The following is a 15,387-nucleotide window of genomic DNA, read 5'->3' as shown; positions in this document are numbered from 1 at the left end:
ATGGTCAAGGAGGAAACAGGAATGCCAGAATTCAATCAAGTAGCGGATATCAAAGTCTTTGGTGTCGGCGGCGGCGGAAGCAATGCGGTCAACCGCATGGTCTCCGACGGTGTCCGGGGTGTGGACTTCTTTATTGCGAACACCGATGTGCAGGTGATGAAGAACTCTCCCTCCGACAACAAAATCGTGCTGGGTGAAAAAACCACGAAGGGTCTGGGTGCCGGCGGCAACCCGGAAATCGGCCGCAAGGCAGCCGAGGAGAGCGAAGGAGAAATCCGTGAAGCGATCCAGGGCGCAGACATGGTGTTCATTACAGCCGGCATGGGTGGCGGAACCGGTACGGGTGCCGCACCGCTGGTTGCCAAGATTGCCAAGGAAGAAGGCGCGCTGACTGTCGGTGTTGTGACACGTCCCTTCACATTTGAAGGCCGGCGCCGCGCCAACAGCGCCGCAGAGGGCATCGATGAACTGAAGAAATACGTGGATTCTCTGATCGTGGTGTCCAACGACAACCTGCTGGAGGTCCTGGGCCGCAAGCCCATTGAAGAAGCATTCCAGGCAGCTGACAACGTGCTGCGCCAGGGTGTTCAGACGATTTCCGACCTGATTGCCGTACCGGCGCTGGTCAACCTGGACTTCGCGGATGTCCGCAGCGTGATGCAGAACCAGGGCCGTGCCCTGATCGGCATCGGCATGGCCGACGGCGAAGACAAAGCCATCGTGGCAGCGGAAAAGGCCATTCAGTCTCCGCTGCTGGAGTCCAGCATCCAGGGCGCGAAGTCTGCGATCATCAACATCACAGGCGGCGACAAGGTATCCTTCTACGATGCCCAGAACGCAGTGGCTGTAATCCAGGATGCCGCAGGCGGAGATGTGGACTGCATTTTCGGTATCGCCATCAACGAGCAGCTGGGTGATTCCATCATCGTGACGGTGATTGCCACGGGATTCGATGATGCACCGGAAAAAGCCGGCGGCAAGAAGCGCCGGAGTCAGCACACAGCTGCGGAGCCGCAGCTGTTCACGAAGCCGACGATCCAGACCCCGGGCAACCCGGGTGTGGTGACGAGTGTGGAAGATGGAAATGCGGCTGGTCAGGATGATCAGATTCCGAACTTCTTCTTCAACAGATAAGCAGTGACAGTTCAAGAAGGCCAGACCTCCTGAAAAGGGATGTCTGGCCTTTTTTGGATATCCGTCATATGAAATGTGAAAAAATCACATAAAAATGCAGATTTAAGCGTATTTTGGAACAAATTTCATTTGAAAGGTGATAAAATCTCGTAAAGGAGATTTGCCATGCTGAAACAGTTCAATTTCAAAAACTTTCTTTCTTTTGATGAAGATGAAGGCCGTACCAATGAGCTGTCCCTGATAGGCAGCCGGGTCCGCAGACATCCGGAGCAAACCATAAAAGCTGGAGATGTTTCACTTCTGAAGGCTGCTCTGATATATGGTGCCAATGGATCAGGGAAATCCAATCTGATTAAAGCGATTCAGTTCATGAAAGCATGCGTTCTTCGTGGCGTCCCTGCGGATACGGCGGGATTGTATGACAGAACCAGCCGCAGAAACCAAAACATGCCCAGTTATTTTGAGATGGAAATCCTGCTGGATGGAATCTGCTACTGCTATGGATTTGAATTACTTCTGGCTTCCGGTTCCGTTTTATGTGAGTGGCTGATCAGAAAAAACACCAGTGGGGAAACGGTGTTGTTTGAACGGTCAACAGATAAAGGGACTTTCCGTGTGGGAGGTGAACTGGAGCAGTCAAATACGAAGGATACACTGGGAAAGTATCTGGAGGATTTTCAGACAGATCAGGATATTCTTCTGTTGCACGTAATGAACCGGACACTGAAATCGGTTCTGAAAAGAAATGAGAAACTGCGGGTTTTTGAAGATCTTTTCCTGTGGTATGCCAGGGACCTCAATGTGATCTGGCCAGAGACCAGCTTCACCAATTACTTTCAGTTGATTGAACATAACCCGACTTCCGCTCTGGAATCCTGGCTCCAGGCTTTTGACACCGGGATTACGAGAATTGATCATCGGAAAGTTACATATGACCAGATTAGTTCCCGTCTCAGGCCCGAAGAAGCCCAGGTGTTTCGAAAGGCTCTGGATGAATCCCGGACCAGATGTCATAAAGATCCTGCAATGAAAGCCCAGGCTCTGTTTCGAACCCGCAATGACATGTATTTATGCCATTTGACAGCCGAAACGGAAAAATTCGTACAGCTGGTTTTTGTCCATCAGGGAAAGGAAGGAGATGTAGAATTCACACTGGCAGATGAATCCGAAGGGACTATCAGAATACTGGATCTGCTGGATGTGCTTCTATCTGAGGAAGAGAAAGTGTTTGTGATTGACGAACTGGACCGCTGCCTGCATCCAAATCTTGTATATCGGTTCGTCAAACTGTTTTTGAGAAAATCCGGCTGTAGATCGCAGCTGATTTGCACCACTCATGAATCTGCACTGTTGGATTTTGATCTTGTACGCAGAGATGAAATCTGGTTCATCAATAAAAACAGGGAAGGTAATTCTCATCTGTATTCCATGGAGGAGTACAATGAGCGGTTTGACAAGGTAATTGAGAAAGCGTACCGGGAAGGCAGGTATGGTGGTGTACCGGTGTTCCATTCAGTATTTCCCTTTGAGGGCGAAGAACCGGGATGAGAGAATTACGGGAGTATGCTGTGCGCCGCTCAGGTACACGCAGTCCATTGCGAAAAGTGTTCCTTGCTTTTGAAGGAGAGAAAACCGAAAGTATATATTTCTCCGCGTTGAAACAGCAATCCGCTCAGTGCAGGCTAAGTCAGCTGGTGGAGCTTGTCCCTCTGGAGAAAGAAGGCAGAGAATACGCGATGAGCAATCCCGTTCGGGTCCTGGAATGTCTTACAGCGTTTATGGAAGAATGCAAAGAAGGCAAAATCACATGGAAATCTCTGATTCGCAAGCTGCATGCGGAAACCGGGTGTCAGGTGTCAGAGGAGGAAATCCATGACCTGCTGCTGCAGTCGGAAATGCCGGGTTCCGATTCACAGATGGATTCCGGATATATTGAGGATGTGGATTCAGCTGTTTCCCAACTGCTGAAGTCGCTGGATGAAAATCAGGAACAGCTTAAAAATGCCATTCTGAACTTCGAATTCGATCCTCCCACGATGGACTGGAAAACCGATCATATCTATATGATTGTTGATAGAGACAGACACAGTTTTAAAGAGAATCAGTACGATGAGGTCCTGACAAAATGCAATACTTTGAACATCAGATTCTGTCCGACAAATCCCTGTTTTGAGCTCTGGCTGCTGCTGCATTTTCGCAAACTGAATGAGGCAGAACTGGATAATATTCTGGAAAACAGAAAAGTGAAAAATCAGGAGATGGGAGGAAAGAGGGCAAAGAAAACCTATACGGAGTTCATCCTTTGTCAGCATCTGCCAGGTTACAAAAAGAAACACGTGAATACAAACCTGCTTCTTTCAAAACTGGATAATGCTTTGGCGAATGCCAGTGGACTTCCCGAAGATCCGCTGCTTCTGAAAAATCAGGTTGGTTCTGCTGTACCCAGACTGATTAGAGATCTGCGTGATGCTGAAAAGGATTCTCATACTGGATAACGCAACTGAGTCAGGCAGATAAAGCCGGTTTCCCGGGAAGGGACCCGGCCTTTTTTGCGCTGTATGGCTGAAGTTTTTGTGATGCACCTGTCACAAATCCGCGTTTTGTATTCTGGCTGGCGGGGGAGTCATATGACAGAAAGATGAATTGCCGGTAAGGGAAAACAGGCGCAGAATTGGGCAGATGCTACGATAAGGTGGCAGAATTATTATGGAAAAATCGCAATATCTGAATTATCCGAGCATATATGACTGATAAATTGCTTTTAGTCTGCTGTTTGGTGTGGTGCTGTCTGGAAAGCAGATTGCGGCAGGAGGAAAACTCATGGTGGCAGACAGACAGGAAACAAACGCCAGACAGCTGGTATCGCCGGACAGACCGGAACGGGACAAGGCGGCCAAAGCCATGCTTCAGGACAAACAGATATTTTCTCTGGTGCTCAGGCTGATGTGTCCGGAATACGCAGACTTCACGGTACGGGAACTCAGCAGCAGGATACGGGAGGTGTTTCGAATGCCGCTGAGTGCAGCGAATGAGCTGGCGGTCCTGAATGAAAAGATGGAGACGATGGATCCTGCGCTCACAGTGGCGGTGGAAGGAACCACAGTCAATGATCAGGTCTGCGTAATACAGGATATGGAGACGGAGAAACTGTATGTGGTGATCATCGCAGTGAACAATACTATGCCAACGGCTGAAGTGATGGCCAACCGGAATGACTGCTGTATTGCCAGAGGCATGTCCGGGCAGCAAAACCGGATCAAGGGCATGAACACAGACTGCGCAGGACTGAATGATCTGAAGATGTTCTGGATCTATCCCACAGCCATATTTTCGGACGATCTCATCATCACCTGGGAGGTGAAGGCAAGGCAATGCCAGAGTGATCAGGGAGTTTTCCCGTATCACAGAGACCTGTGTGGAGAACAGATTTGTATTTATCGACCCGGAGTGGGACGATTTGGAGGACAGAACACTGAACGGCCTGGGTCACATTTTCCGGGACAGAAACCGGAAGGAGGCCCTGGAGTACATGGAAAAAGAAGGTGTGGCAATGACGGCAGCATTCAGGTTTTTGGCACCCGGCTGGAGGAGAAGGACAGGGAGCTGGAAGACCGCGACAGGCGAATCCGGGAACCGGAAGCCGAACTGGCCCGCCACAAAGCGGACTGAATCTGCCTGTCCTGCAAACTCGATTCGATCAGACCGGGATCGTCAATATACAGATGCCCGGCCTTTTTGCTGCCACGATTCCAGACTCTCCCGGGACTTGCCCTCATATGCAATGTATGCTTTTCCCTACCGGGAGCTGGTGGGAGCAGCCTGCATGTCCCTGCAGAAAAAAACCTGCACTTTCTGTTGTTTTCAGTAACAGAAGCAGCCGGTTTTCCGTACAATAGCAGTAACGAATAAGGGGAGAACGATATGAAAGAATGGTGGAACCGCCTGGTTCTCTGGCAGAAATTCGCTGCTGTGGGAACCGGCGCTCTTTTTGTCTTGCTGCTTGTGTGGCTTGCGATTCACACACAGTCTCAGCAGGTCACAGACGGCCGGGCATGGATCCGGGAACAGGCTGCGAAGGATCCCGCTGAACTGACTTCCGCGCTCGCACAGAAGCGGACCGCCGAGCTGAAACAGGCCTACAGCGAAGGAAAGATCTCCTACTCCGCGCTGCTGCCGGACTACGCCATGATCGGTGATTCCAGGGCCGCAGCTCTCGCGGAATACCAGATCCTGGATGGCGACCGGGACATTGCGGTGATCGGGACAGACTGCCAGGACATACCCAACCAGCTGGAGCGGATCACTGCTCTCCAGCCGGCCAATCTCATTGTGTCCTATGGCATCAATGACGTGCAGCATAACCTGGGTGGCAGTCCCGAAGGATTTGCGCAGGTCTATGAATCTTATATTCAGCAGGCGGCCAAAGCGGCACCAGGAGCCCGGGTGTTTGTCACCTCGATCCTGGACGTGTCGCCCGCAGTCATCGAACAATACCCGCAGTACGGAAACCTCGGGCAGTACAACGAACAGCTCAAGGCCATGTGCGAAAGAAACCACTGGGTCTTCATTGACTCCGGCAGCCTGAATGCAGAGATCCAGGACAACCTGGAATCCGATGGCATTCACCTTGCACCGGATATGTGCCTGAAATGGGCCGAAAGCATCGTGGATGCCGTGGGAGAAGCCGAATGAACCGCCAGAAAACCCTGACCATCAACCGCTGGACCATCGGAATGATTGTGACTTTCACTGCTTTTCTGTGCTTTTTTCTGCCCTCGGTATTCCGGGAAGGACCCAGCCAGGCAGACTTTGCGGATGTGACAGCTGCGGTCACTGAAGGCATGGACCTGACAGCCTATCCGGCCGCAGACCAGTCCCTGATCCGCAGCAAGCTCGGACTGGACCCGGCGCAGTATCCCGACATTGCCTACTGGAGAAGCCTGAATGCCATGGATGCCGAAGAGCTCCTCATCATCCGGTTTGACCCTGCACAGGAACAGGACGTGCTGGACAAAGTCAATGCCCGGATCCAGTCCCAGAAAGACATTTACCAGGGATACGCCCCTGAACAGCTGGATATGGTGAATCAGGCTGTGGTCGATGTACACCCCAACTACCTGTTCTATATGACCGGTCCCCAGGCAAAGGCAGCCGCAGCCCGGTTCGAGGAGGCGTTATGAGTTTCACGAATCTGCTGTTTCTCACTGCCTTCCTGCCCCTGAGTGTTGTGGGATACCGGGTGCTGAAGACAGATAAAAGCCGCAACATCCTTCTCGTCGGACTGTCCTGGCTCTTCTATGCCTGGGCCGGGCTCCAGGGACTGGTACTGCTTCTCATCGAGACCTGCTGGATCTGGTTTGCCGGACGGGCCCTCGAAGACGAGTCCGATGCAAACCGCAAACCGCTGTTCTGGACCGCTGCCGGCGGACTTCTGGTCATCCTGGGACTCTACAAGTATCTGGATCCCATCCTGACGGGGCTCGGGCTCCGGCCCCTGGGGCTGCCCTTCCCGCTGGGGATCTCCTTCTACACATTCACGGCCCTGTCCTATCTCGCCGATGTATACACCAGACGGTGCACGGCACAGACAGACTTTCTCAAACTGACGCTGTACCTGTCCTTTTTCCCGAAAATGGCACAGGGCCCCATTGTCCAGTACCACGAAATGGAACCGGAACTGTCCACCCGGACCGTCACCTTCCAGGACATCGGCTCCGGAAGCCTGAAATTCACCCGGGGACTGGCCAAGAAAGTCATTCTGGCCGATGGACTCGGAAAAGTGTTTGTGGCCCTGCAGGCCAACACCACCTGGGCCGGTGCCTGGGTCCTGTCCCTGGCCTACGCCTTCCAGCTGTACTTCGATTTCTCAGGATATTCCGATATGGCCATTGGCATGGGCCGATGGTTCGGCTTTCACATTCCGGAGAACTTTGACCATCCCTATCGGGCTGTGTCTGTCCGTGATTTCTGGCGGCGATGGCACATTGCTCTTTCCAGCTGGTTCCGGGACTATGTCTACATTCCGCTGGGCGGCAGCCGTGAAGGCACAAAAGCCCTCATCCGCAATCTGCTCATAGTCTGGCTGCTTACCGGCATCTGGCATGGAGCGAACCTTACCTACGTGGTATGGGGACTGTATTATGGACTGCTGATCATTGCCGAACGCTTCTGGTTCCAGCCATATCTCGAGAAACTCCCGCGGTGGGGGCGGGTCATCCTGATCTTCCTCATTGCCGACATTGGCTGGGTGTTCTTCGCTGCCCCGGACCTTGTGACCGCCTTTGCGAGACTGTGCCGGATGTTTGGCATTGGTGTCACTGGACTGACAGATGACCAGACACTCTTCTGGCTGCGTACCAACGCCATTCTCTTCCTGCTGGCATTCGCCTTCAGCGGCTCGCTGTTCCAGCGCCTGCAGGACAGGATCCTCCGGAAATGGAAAATGCCGGCAGTACTGGGCATGGCTGTCTTCTGGTCGCTGATCCTGCTGACCTGTCTGGCAGCCCTGGTGGCCGGCACATCCAGGACCTTCCTGTATTTTGCATTCTAGAAAGGGGAAATCCATGAAAACCAAAAAATGGAGCCGACAGGACCGGCTTGGCAATATTCTCTTTCTGGTGATCCTAGGCGGCGGCCTGCTGGCGCTGATCCTGAACCTTGTCCTGCCCGACAAAGCCGACAGCGACACAGAAAACCGGCCCCTTGCCCAGATATCGGACATTCAGGCCCGGGGGCTCTGGACGGGCGAGACCGGACGGGAAATCAATGACTGGTATGCCGATCAGTTTCCCCTGAGGAATTCCCTTCTTCACCTGAACTACTGCGTTCAGCGCCTGGAAGGCGTTTCCGAGATCGATGATGTCTATATAGGCAGTCATATGCTTCTGCAACAGGCACCTGCCTATGATGCGGCAGTCTCGGACCAGAACCTGCAGGCCATCCGTGATTTTCAGGCCAAAACCGGGATTCCGGTCAACGTGCAGATCGTCCCCACCTCCATTGCGGTCAATGCCGACAGACTGCCCATGAATGCCACCTCCGCCGATGAAGCCGCAGCCATTGCGGATATCCAGAGCAAGAGCCAGGATCTGGGATTCATCAACAGCCTGGACACACTGGCCAGTCACAAAGACGAAGATCTGTACTATGCCACCGACCACCACTGGAAGTCCAGGGGTGCCTGGTATGCCTGGACGGACCTGGCTGTCGCAAAAGGCTGGAGTGCCGACGAAGCCGCTTTCGATATTCTCAAAGCCGCCGACGGATTCCAGGGGACACTCTCCGCCAAAACCGGTGACCCGTTTCTCTCGGACACCGTCGAGATCTGGGTGCCGAAAAACGGACCGGAGTATGTCATGACAAAAGACGGCGTGAAATCCCGGACCATGTACGATGAAAGTGCGCTGGACCGACGGGACAAGTATCAGGTTTTCACCGGCCCGAATACCGGGGAGTTCACCCTGGAGATGGACAATGACAGTCCTGTGCGGCTGCTTCTGTTCAAGGATTCCTATGCCAATGCCATGCTGCAGTTTCTGATCCCCCAGTGCCGGTCGATCACAGTCGTGGACCCCAGGTATTATGACGGGAACCTGGACCGTCTCATGGAAACCGGTGTCTTCAGTGATGTGCTCTTTCTTTACAACTACAGCTCCTGGGTCCAGGACCACAGCCTGAAGGGTGTGCTGGATGCGAAAAGCGGCGAACCGGCGGCGAATGAAACAGAAAATTCATGACTTTCACCCAAAAAATGCAACAAGAGGCGGATACCTTGTTGATTTCCGGCCGAGCTTTTTACTACACTTGAAACAAGGGACAAAAAACCTTGTTTTTTTATGTTCACGACCTTAAACAACTGTGACACAGGAGGGGAATCATGGCTGAACCAGTAAGGAAACAGAAAAAGAAAACCGTGCGGCGCCGGCGTCCGGGGCTGCTCAGTATTGTGGCTGTGCTGGCCATGTTTGTGTGCCTGGGACTGTTTGTCCTTGCCCTCGTGCAGATCGATCTGCTGCCATCTCACATACTCCTGACAGGTGCTGTGATCCTGGCTGTTTCCCTGCTGATTTACGTCATTCTCTGGTTCAAGTTTGCCCGGAAAACCGCCGCCCGCGTGATCTGCTGGCTTGTGGCTGTGGCCCTTGCCTGCGGCTTTTTCGTCGGGGCAGACTATCTGAAGAAAACGGATGAAGTATTTGACAATGTGACCAACCTCACCGACAGGATTGCCAATACCGTGTCCCTGGTGAGCCTGAAAAAAGACAATATTGACAATGTGTCGGACCTCAATGGCAAAACCGTGGGCACGGTGCCGGAAGCTGATCCGGAAGGAATCGCCAAAGGACTGCAGGAAGTGCAGTCGAAAGCCAGTGTGTCTGTGCAGGATTACCCTGATGTGATTTCCTGCGTCCAGGCACTGTATGACGGCGAAGTGCAGGCTGTGCTGATTCCGGACAACACCCGGCAGATCATCCACGAAACCGATGGATTCTTTGAGTTCCAGACCGATTCCAATGTCCTGCAGCAGACAGTCTGGTACACCGACCGCACAAAATCAGCCGCCAATGATCCCGACAGCGTGGCTGATATCACCCGGGATCCCTTCACGGTCCTCATCAGCGGCAATGACTCCTATGGAAGCCTCAACGAAAACTCCCGGTCGGATGTGAACATGCTGCTGACGATCGATCCCCGCACACAGGTCGTGCTGATCACCAGCATTCCCCGGGATTCCTACCTGACCATGTCCTGCAAGAAGGACGAAACAGCCTGCTCCCCGGTGGATGACAAGCTGACGCACACCGGTCTGTATGGTGTGGGCACCACAGAAAGCACCATTGAGGACTACCTAGGCATCGAAATCAACTATACCGTCCGGGTCAACTTCTCCAGTCTGGTGAATCTCGTGGATGCCATGGGCGGCATTGATGTGGAGATTCCCGAAGGCCTGGAAGTGGATACGTTCTATGCCAATGGCACCGAAGGCGTAAAAGCCGGCTGGAACCACCTCGAGGGCGAGCGGGCCCTGGCCTTTGCCAGGGAGCGGCATGCCTACCAGGATGGAGACAACCAGCGGATCCGCAACCAGCAGCAGGTCATGCGGGCTCTGATCGACAAAATCATCAGCCCCGAACTGCTCTTCCGGTACCCCGCGCTGATGGATGCGGTGAGTGTGGCCTTCGAAACGAATATGCCCGCCGACCAGATCAAGAGCTTCCTGCGCTATGAGCTCCTGCGCCGTCCCAACTGGCAGATCATCAGCTATGCCATTGCAGGAGAGCCGGATACACAGCTGTCCGGTACCATTGGCTCTTATGTGGCGGTGACCATTCCCCGTCCCGAGATGACAGAAGCTGCCAGAACACTCATTCTGATGACGGAAAACGGAGACAGTGCCGATGCAATCAGAAGCTATGCCGAAGCGCATTCTGTGGATGCAGCGGGATCCCTGAGCGTGGACCAGCAGCGGGCAGAGCGTGCAGCGGGCATGGGAGAAGTGTATGTCCCAGAGGAAGATGCGGGATATGCGCCGGTGTATGGGACAGAAGATGACACTTCAGAGGATGATGTCCTGTATGAAGATGCTGGAACTGTACCCCAGGGAAATGATTTCTCGGATCCTGAGGATGATGCCGGCAGTTTCGAATACACCTACGAATAAGAGCCAGGACAGTGAGACATCACTTGCTGTCCTTTTCTCTTTATACTGGGACCGATCACTGTAAGCGGTTCGCTGCCACAGCGGCATTTCCAAGGTAATGAGACAAATGTTAGAATGACGGATAGTGAGACAGTGCTGACCGACATAGTATTGTTTTGTATTTACTGATACAGATATCCGGAAAGTTGGAAAACCGGGACTTCAGAGGTGAATGGGAGTAAGAAAGGCAGATTATGAAATATCTCAAGAACAGAACAACATGGACATGGGTTGTGTATATTTTGTTAGTTGTCTCAACGGCATTTGTCGGATATCAAATGTATGCTTTGGGGGTACTGCCTGATACTGTTCTTTATCCCTTCCTGTTGATTCTTGGATTGGTTTGCCTGATTTTCGTTTTGCTGAATCTGGAATTCAAACACTCTAAAAAAATCACAAATACAGTATTGGCAATATCCTTGATATTGTCCTGTGCTTACATGCTGGGTGCTTACTACATTTTCAGGACCAATGGGACCTTGGCATCAATCACCGCCATTAAAAATACCAATGACAACAATATATCTGTCATTGTGATGAGTGAGTCTGATATTGATTCCCTGGAGAACCTTTCCGGTAAAAAAGTCGGAATCCTGAAAAACATTGACAAAGGCGGTACGGAAAAGGCGCTCGAGCAGATTCAGAAAGAAATGCCTGTGGAGTTTGAGCAGGTCGAGCTGGATTCCGTTCCGCAGGAAGCCATGGCTTTGTATAACGGGGATGTGGATGCGGTCATTCTCAATGAAGCATATCGGACCAATGTCACCGAGCTGGAGGATTACGCAGATTTCTCAACCAGGACGAGAGTCATATTCCAGGCTCATTTCAAGACCAGCGCCACCAATGAAGCTCTAGCAGTTTCTGATGTTACAACCAAACCCTACAACATCCTGATTTCTGGAAATGACACCTATGGAGATGTGGGGGAACTGTCCCGGTCGGACGTTAATATGGTTGTGACCGTAAATCCCATGACTTCCACTGTTCTGCTGACAAGTATCCCCCGAGACTCCTATATCCCTGTGGACTGTGGAGATGCCTATGCCTGTGCGGAAGGTGAACTGGATAAAATCACCCATACCGGCATCAACGGAATCACATCCACAAAAAGAACAGTCGAGAAACTTCTGGATATTGAGATCAACTATACATTCCGCGTGAATTTCTCCAGTGTGACCAATATCGTGGACAGTCTGGGCGGTATTGATATTGAAGTTCCGGAAGGTCAGGCTGTTGAGACATTCTATGCAGACTCCACACTGGAAGGTGTTACCGAAGGTTGGAATCATCTGGACGGGGAACGGGCTCTTTCCTTTGCACGGGAGCGATATGCATATATAGATGGAGACAACCAGCGGGTACGAAACCAGCAAATGGTCCTGAAGGCAATTTTTAACAAAGCAACAAGTCCGGAGATTATTGTGAATTACATCAGCTTGCTGAAGGCTCTGGAGAGTGCATTTGATACAACGCTTTCTCAGGACGAAATCACAGACTTCATCAAGTATCAAATCCAGGCAATACCGGACTGGAAATTTGAGTCCTATCAGGTATCCGGCGATGGTGATACCCTGTTCTGTCCTTCGCTGGGTCAGGAAGCCTATGTGACTGTTCTTGATCAGAATACCGTGGCGCTTGCCCACGACAAAATCATGGCGGTTCTGGATGGAAAAGATGCAGACGAGGTCACGGAAGCCGAGCCAAAGGAATCTACAGAAGACATCTATCAGCAGATTCCCGAGAGCTATGAGTATAACAACGAGACTGGAACTGACTACTATGATCCTTCCTGGTACTATGAAGAGCCTCAATGGGATGTTCAAGTGCCTGAGGACTCCGGTTTGCCCACTGAACCTCCCGTAGAAGAACCCGAAAATCCCGGACAGTCTGTGGAAGATCCGTCACAGGTACCGGAAGGCTGAATTTTGAAAGATCTGAATGTGATATACTGATTTGGAATGTCGTGAAAAGAAAGGAGGAGGAGAGTTTTGAAGGTCGCAATCGTATGCTTCAATGACACATTCTTTGACAGAGTAAGACTTTTGAAAAAGTACTATTCGTCAAAGGGATACGAAGTGACAGTCATCAGTTCCGATTTTTCTCATCGAAGAAAACAGCGGATCTCCTCCCTGGAGGATGCGGATGTGTTGATTGAAACTCCTCCTTACTATAAGAATCTGTCGTTCAGACGACTGTATTCCCATCTCCGGTTTTCCAGTAAGGCTGAGAAACTCATGGAAGGGCTGCAGCCTGATATCATACATTCCATGGTTCCTGCAAACTCACTGTGCAAAACCATGAGCCATTACAAAAAGAACCATCCGGATATCAGACTGTATTTTGATATCAATGATCTGTGGCCGGAAGCTCTTCCTATTCAGAGATTTGAATGGCTGCCGGTTTTTACTGAGTGGAAGAAGCTCCGTGACAAGAACCTTCCGAATGCAGACCAGGTCTTTGTGGAATGCGAACTGTTTCTGGAAGGCTTGAATGCAAATGACGACTACACCGTTCTTCACTTTGCCCGATCCCAGGAACCAATGCCTCTGCATCCCCATCTGGACGCCGATACCCTGGATCTGGTTTATCTGGGATCCATCAACAATATCATTGATATCTGTCTGATACGGAAAATCACGGAAGCAACAACCAAAATCAAACCTACACGTTTTCATATTATTGGAGAAGGGGAAACAAAAGATCGACTCATTTCAGAAGTGCAAAGCACAGGAGCGCAGGTAGTGGATCACGGTATTCTGTTTGATCCGCAGGCCAAGCAGGAGATTTTTGATCATTGCCATTTCGGACTGAATATCGTCAAGCCCAATGTCATGGTTGGCCTGACTATGAAATCTCTGGATTACATGATTGGTGGTCTGCCAATGCTGAATTCCATAGGTGGGGACACGGAGAAACTTGTGGAGAAGTACGACCTGGGTTTCAATGTAGACCGTGATCATCTGGATGAACTCGCGCAGAGGATCTGTCATGAACCAGCTGATCAGGCTCTGAGAAGAAGACGCAATATGCAGGAAGTCTATGAGAGATTCTTCTCGGAAGAGACTTTTTTCAGAACGCTGGATGAGGTGGATGCATGAAAATATACGCTGTGATGGTCGTGTACAACAAACATCTTTCAGAATGTCCTTCGTTTTGTTCTGCGAAAAGTCAGTCAGATGTACAGCTTCTCGTAGTGGATAACAGTACAGATGAATCAGTTCAAAACCAGGAAGAAGCCCGACAGGCAGGCGCCTGGTTTCTTTCTATGAATGGAAACAAAGGGCTGTCTAAAGCCTATAACGCGGCATTTAATATGCTTCGCAAGAAACCCGGAGACTGGATTGTGCTTCTGGATGATGATACAGAAATTCCGGATGAATATTGGGTAAAACTACGAATGGAATCACCGGATGCCATTCTTCTTCCAGTGGTCATGACGGCAAACGGAAAGATGATTTCACCTGCAGAAATGAAGCATGATATTCCACATTTGGTGCAGTCAACGGAATCAATTACAGAGATTACAGGAATCAACAGCGGTATGGCTATACCCAAGAGGCTAGCAGATTCCTACTCTTATGATGAGCGACTGTTCCTGGATTATGTGGATCACCAGTTTTTGAAGGATATGAAAAATTCCGGGGAAAAAATTAAAATTCTTCCGACTAACCTGAAGCAGGCATTTTCCGCGGATATTTTGGATTTAGCAGCGGCTGTAAAGCGACTGAAAATACAAAAAAGCGATTTGCTGACATATTATTCAACTGCACGTTGGAAAGCCAGATATCTGATATTCAAGCGCAAACTACATCTGGCTGTTCAGCTGAGATATCCAGGGGTACTCTGGAATGAATAGGCGTGTTTCTGTCGTGATGGCAGCCTGTAACGGGGAAGAATTCATTGAAGCGCAAATAGCTTCCATTATTCAACAGCTTGATGAGAGAGATGAACTGGTAATCTCCCTTGACCCTTCCACCGATAGGACTGAATCTCTCATATCCGGGTTTCAGGATCAAAGAATCCGTCTGCTGAAAGGGCCAGGTCAGGGAGTTGTAAGCAATGTTGAGAATGGACTGAATGCAGCCCATGGCGATTATATTTTTCTTGCTGATCAGGATGACATCTGGTGCAGCAGAAAGTTGAAGGTTGTACTCGATGCTTTGAAAAAAGATGATACTCTCCTGGTTTTGCATGATTGCCGGATTATAGATGAAAATCTATCAGAACTGGAATCGTCTTATTTTCAATGGCATGGAACAAAAAAAGGATTTTGGAACAATCTGCTTCGCAATTCCTTCATTGGCTGCTGTATGGCATTTAAACGGTCTTTGTTGGATAGAGCTTTACCGTTCCCTAAAAATCTGCCGATGCATGATCAATGGCTTGGACTGACAGCCTGCAGGACAGGGAAGGTGAGATATTTAAAGGAACCGCTGATTGATTATAGGCGACATTCAAATAACCAATCCAGTCTAAGTCATGCAGATATATTGACCATGATCCGTTGGCGTCTGACTTTGATCAGGATATTGAAAGAGAGGAAACTCATATGA

Annotated in this window: 13 protein-coding genes; all 13 read left to right on the top strand. The window is 50.7% G+C overall.

What is annotated here, in order from left to right; translation table 11 throughout:
• Positions 1-21 precede the first annotated feature (21 nt).
• The 13 genes from ftsZ to aalo17_RS09150 all read left to right on the top strand — a co-directional run bounded on the left by ftsZ (position 22) and on the right by aalo17_RS09150 (position 15,387).
• Positions 22-1,134 (top strand): cell division protein FtsZ, encoded by a 1,113-nt coding sequence (gene ftsZ, locus aalo17_RS09210; protein ID WP_067560207.1) that lies wholly within the window; start codon positions 22-24, stop codon positions 1,132-1,134.
• A gap of 165 nt (positions 1,135-1,299) precedes the next feature.
• Entirely contained in the window at positions 1,300-2,682 is a 1,383-nt protein-coding gene (locus aalo17_RS09205) for an AAA family ATPase (protein WP_067558585.1), read from the top strand.
• Positions 2,679-3,629 (top strand): RloB family protein, encoded by a 951-nt coding sequence (locus tag aalo17_RS09200; protein ID WP_082743346.1) that lies wholly within the window; start codon positions 2,679-2,681, stop codon positions 3,627-3,629. The genes aalo17_RS09205 and aalo17_RS09200 overlap by 4 nt, the downstream gene beginning before the upstream one ends.
• A gap of 325 nt (positions 3,630-3,954) precedes the next feature.
• A complete protein-coding gene (locus aalo17_RS09195; RefSeq protein ID WP_067558579.1) occupies positions 3,955-4,803 on the top strand; it encodes a hypothetical protein in 849 nt (282 codons plus the stop codon).
• Between the two features lie 252 nt (positions 4,804-5,055).
• Positions 5,056-5,826 carry an SGNH/GDSL hydrolase family protein gene (locus tag aalo17_RS09190; RefSeq protein ID WP_067558576.1) on the top strand — a complete coding sequence of 257 codons (771 nt, stop codon included), beginning with the start codon at positions 5,056-5,058 and terminating at the stop codon, positions 5,824-5,826.
• Entirely contained in the window at positions 5,823-6,314 is a 492-nt protein-coding gene (locus aalo17_RS09185; RefSeq protein ID WP_067558573.1) for a DUF4358 domain-containing protein, read from the top strand. Before aalo17_RS09190 ends, aalo17_RS09185 begins: the two co-directional genes overlap by 4 nt.
• Positions 6,311-7,684 carry an MBOAT family O-acyltransferase gene (locus tag aalo17_RS09180; protein ID WP_067558571.1) on the top strand — a complete coding sequence of 458 codons (1,374 nt, stop codon included), beginning with the start codon at positions 6,311-6,313 and terminating at the stop codon, positions 7,682-7,684. Before aalo17_RS09185 ends, aalo17_RS09180 begins: the two co-directional genes overlap by 4 nt.
• A gap of 13 nt (positions 7,685-7,697) precedes the next feature.
• Positions 7,698-8,870, top strand: coding sequence for a DHHW family protein (locus aalo17_RS09175; RefSeq protein WP_067558570.1), 1,173 nt, complete (start codon positions 7,698-7,700; stop codon positions 8,868-8,870).
• A 140-nt stretch (positions 8,871-9,010) separates the two neighbouring features.
• The gene (locus tag aalo17_RS09170) at positions 9,011-10,795 is read left to right on the top strand and encodes an LCP family protein (protein ID WP_067558569.1); all 1,785 of its coding nucleotides are present in this window, start codon (positions 9,011-9,013) and stop codon (positions 10,793-10,795) included.
• Positions 10,796-11,313: 518 nt separating this feature from the next.
• Entirely contained in the window at positions 11,314-12,756 is a 1,443-nt protein-coding gene (locus tag aalo17_RS09165; RefSeq protein ID WP_158507774.1) for an LCP family protein, read from the top strand.
• Between the two features lie 66 nt (positions 12,757-12,822).
• Positions 12,823-13,932, top strand: a complete 1,110-nt coding sequence (locus aalo17_RS09160; protein ID WP_067558564.1) for a glycosyltransferase — start codon at positions 12,823-12,825, stop codon at positions 13,930-13,932.
• Positions 13,929-14,690 carry a glycosyltransferase gene (locus aalo17_RS09155; RefSeq protein ID WP_067558561.1) on the top strand — a complete coding sequence of 254 codons (762 nt, stop codon included), beginning with the start codon at positions 13,929-13,931 and terminating at the stop codon, positions 14,688-14,690. The genes aalo17_RS09160 and aalo17_RS09155 overlap by 4 nt, the downstream gene beginning before the upstream one ends.
• On the top strand, positions 14,683-15,387 hold the full coding sequence (locus aalo17_RS09150; RefSeq protein ID WP_067558558.1) for a glycosyltransferase family 2 protein: 705 nt from the start codon (positions 14,683-14,685) through the stop codon (positions 15,385-15,387). Before aalo17_RS09155 ends, aalo17_RS09150 begins: the two co-directional genes overlap by 8 nt.

Source organism: Faecalibaculum rodentium (genome assembly GCF_001564455.1).
Lineage (GTDB): Bacteria > Bacillota_I > Bacilli_A > Erysipelotrichales > Erysipelotrichaceae > Faecalibaculum > Faecalibaculum rodentium.
This window is presented reverse-complemented; position numbering and strand designations above follow the sequence as displayed.

Coding starts and splice junctions, on each gene's coding strand:
- aalo17_RS09150 (WP_067558558.1), top strand. CDS start 14,683: ATGAATAGGCGTGTTTCTGTCGTGATGGCAGCCTGTAACGGGGAAGAA.
- aalo17_RS09185 (WP_067558573.1), top strand. CDS start 5,823: ATGAACCGCCAGAAAACCCTGACCATCAACCGCTGGACCATCGGAATG.
- aalo17_RS09200 (WP_082743346.1), top strand. CDS start 2,679: ATGAGAGAATTACGGGAGTATGCTGTGCGCCGCTCAGGTACACGCAGT.
- ftsZ (WP_067560207.1), top strand. CDS start 22: ATGCCAGAATTCAATCAAGTAGCGGATATCAAAGTCTTTGGTGTCGGC.
- aalo17_RS09175 (WP_067558570.1), top strand. CDS start 7,698: ATGAAAACCAAAAAATGGAGCCGACAGGACCGGCTTGGCAATATTCTC.
- aalo17_RS09180 (WP_067558571.1), top strand. CDS start 6,311: ATGAGTTTCACGAATCTGCTGTTTCTCACTGCCTTCCTGCCCCTGAGT.
- aalo17_RS09170 (WP_067558569.1), top strand. CDS start 9,011: ATGGCTGAACCAGTAAGGAAACAGAAAAAGAAAACCGTGCGGCGCCGG.
- aalo17_RS09205 (WP_067558585.1), top strand. CDS start 1,300: ATGCTGAAACAGTTCAATTTCAAAAACTTTCTTTCTTTTGATGAAGAT.
- aalo17_RS09155 (WP_067558561.1), top strand. CDS start 13,929: ATGAAAATATACGCTGTGATGGTCGTGTACAACAAACATCTTTCAGAA.
- aalo17_RS09195 (WP_067558579.1), top strand. CDS start 3,955: ATGGTGGCAGACAGACAGGAAACAAACGCCAGACAGCTGGTATCGCCG.
- aalo17_RS09190 (WP_067558576.1), top strand. CDS start 5,056: ATGAAAGAATGGTGGAACCGCCTGGTTCTCTGGCAGAAATTCGCTGCT.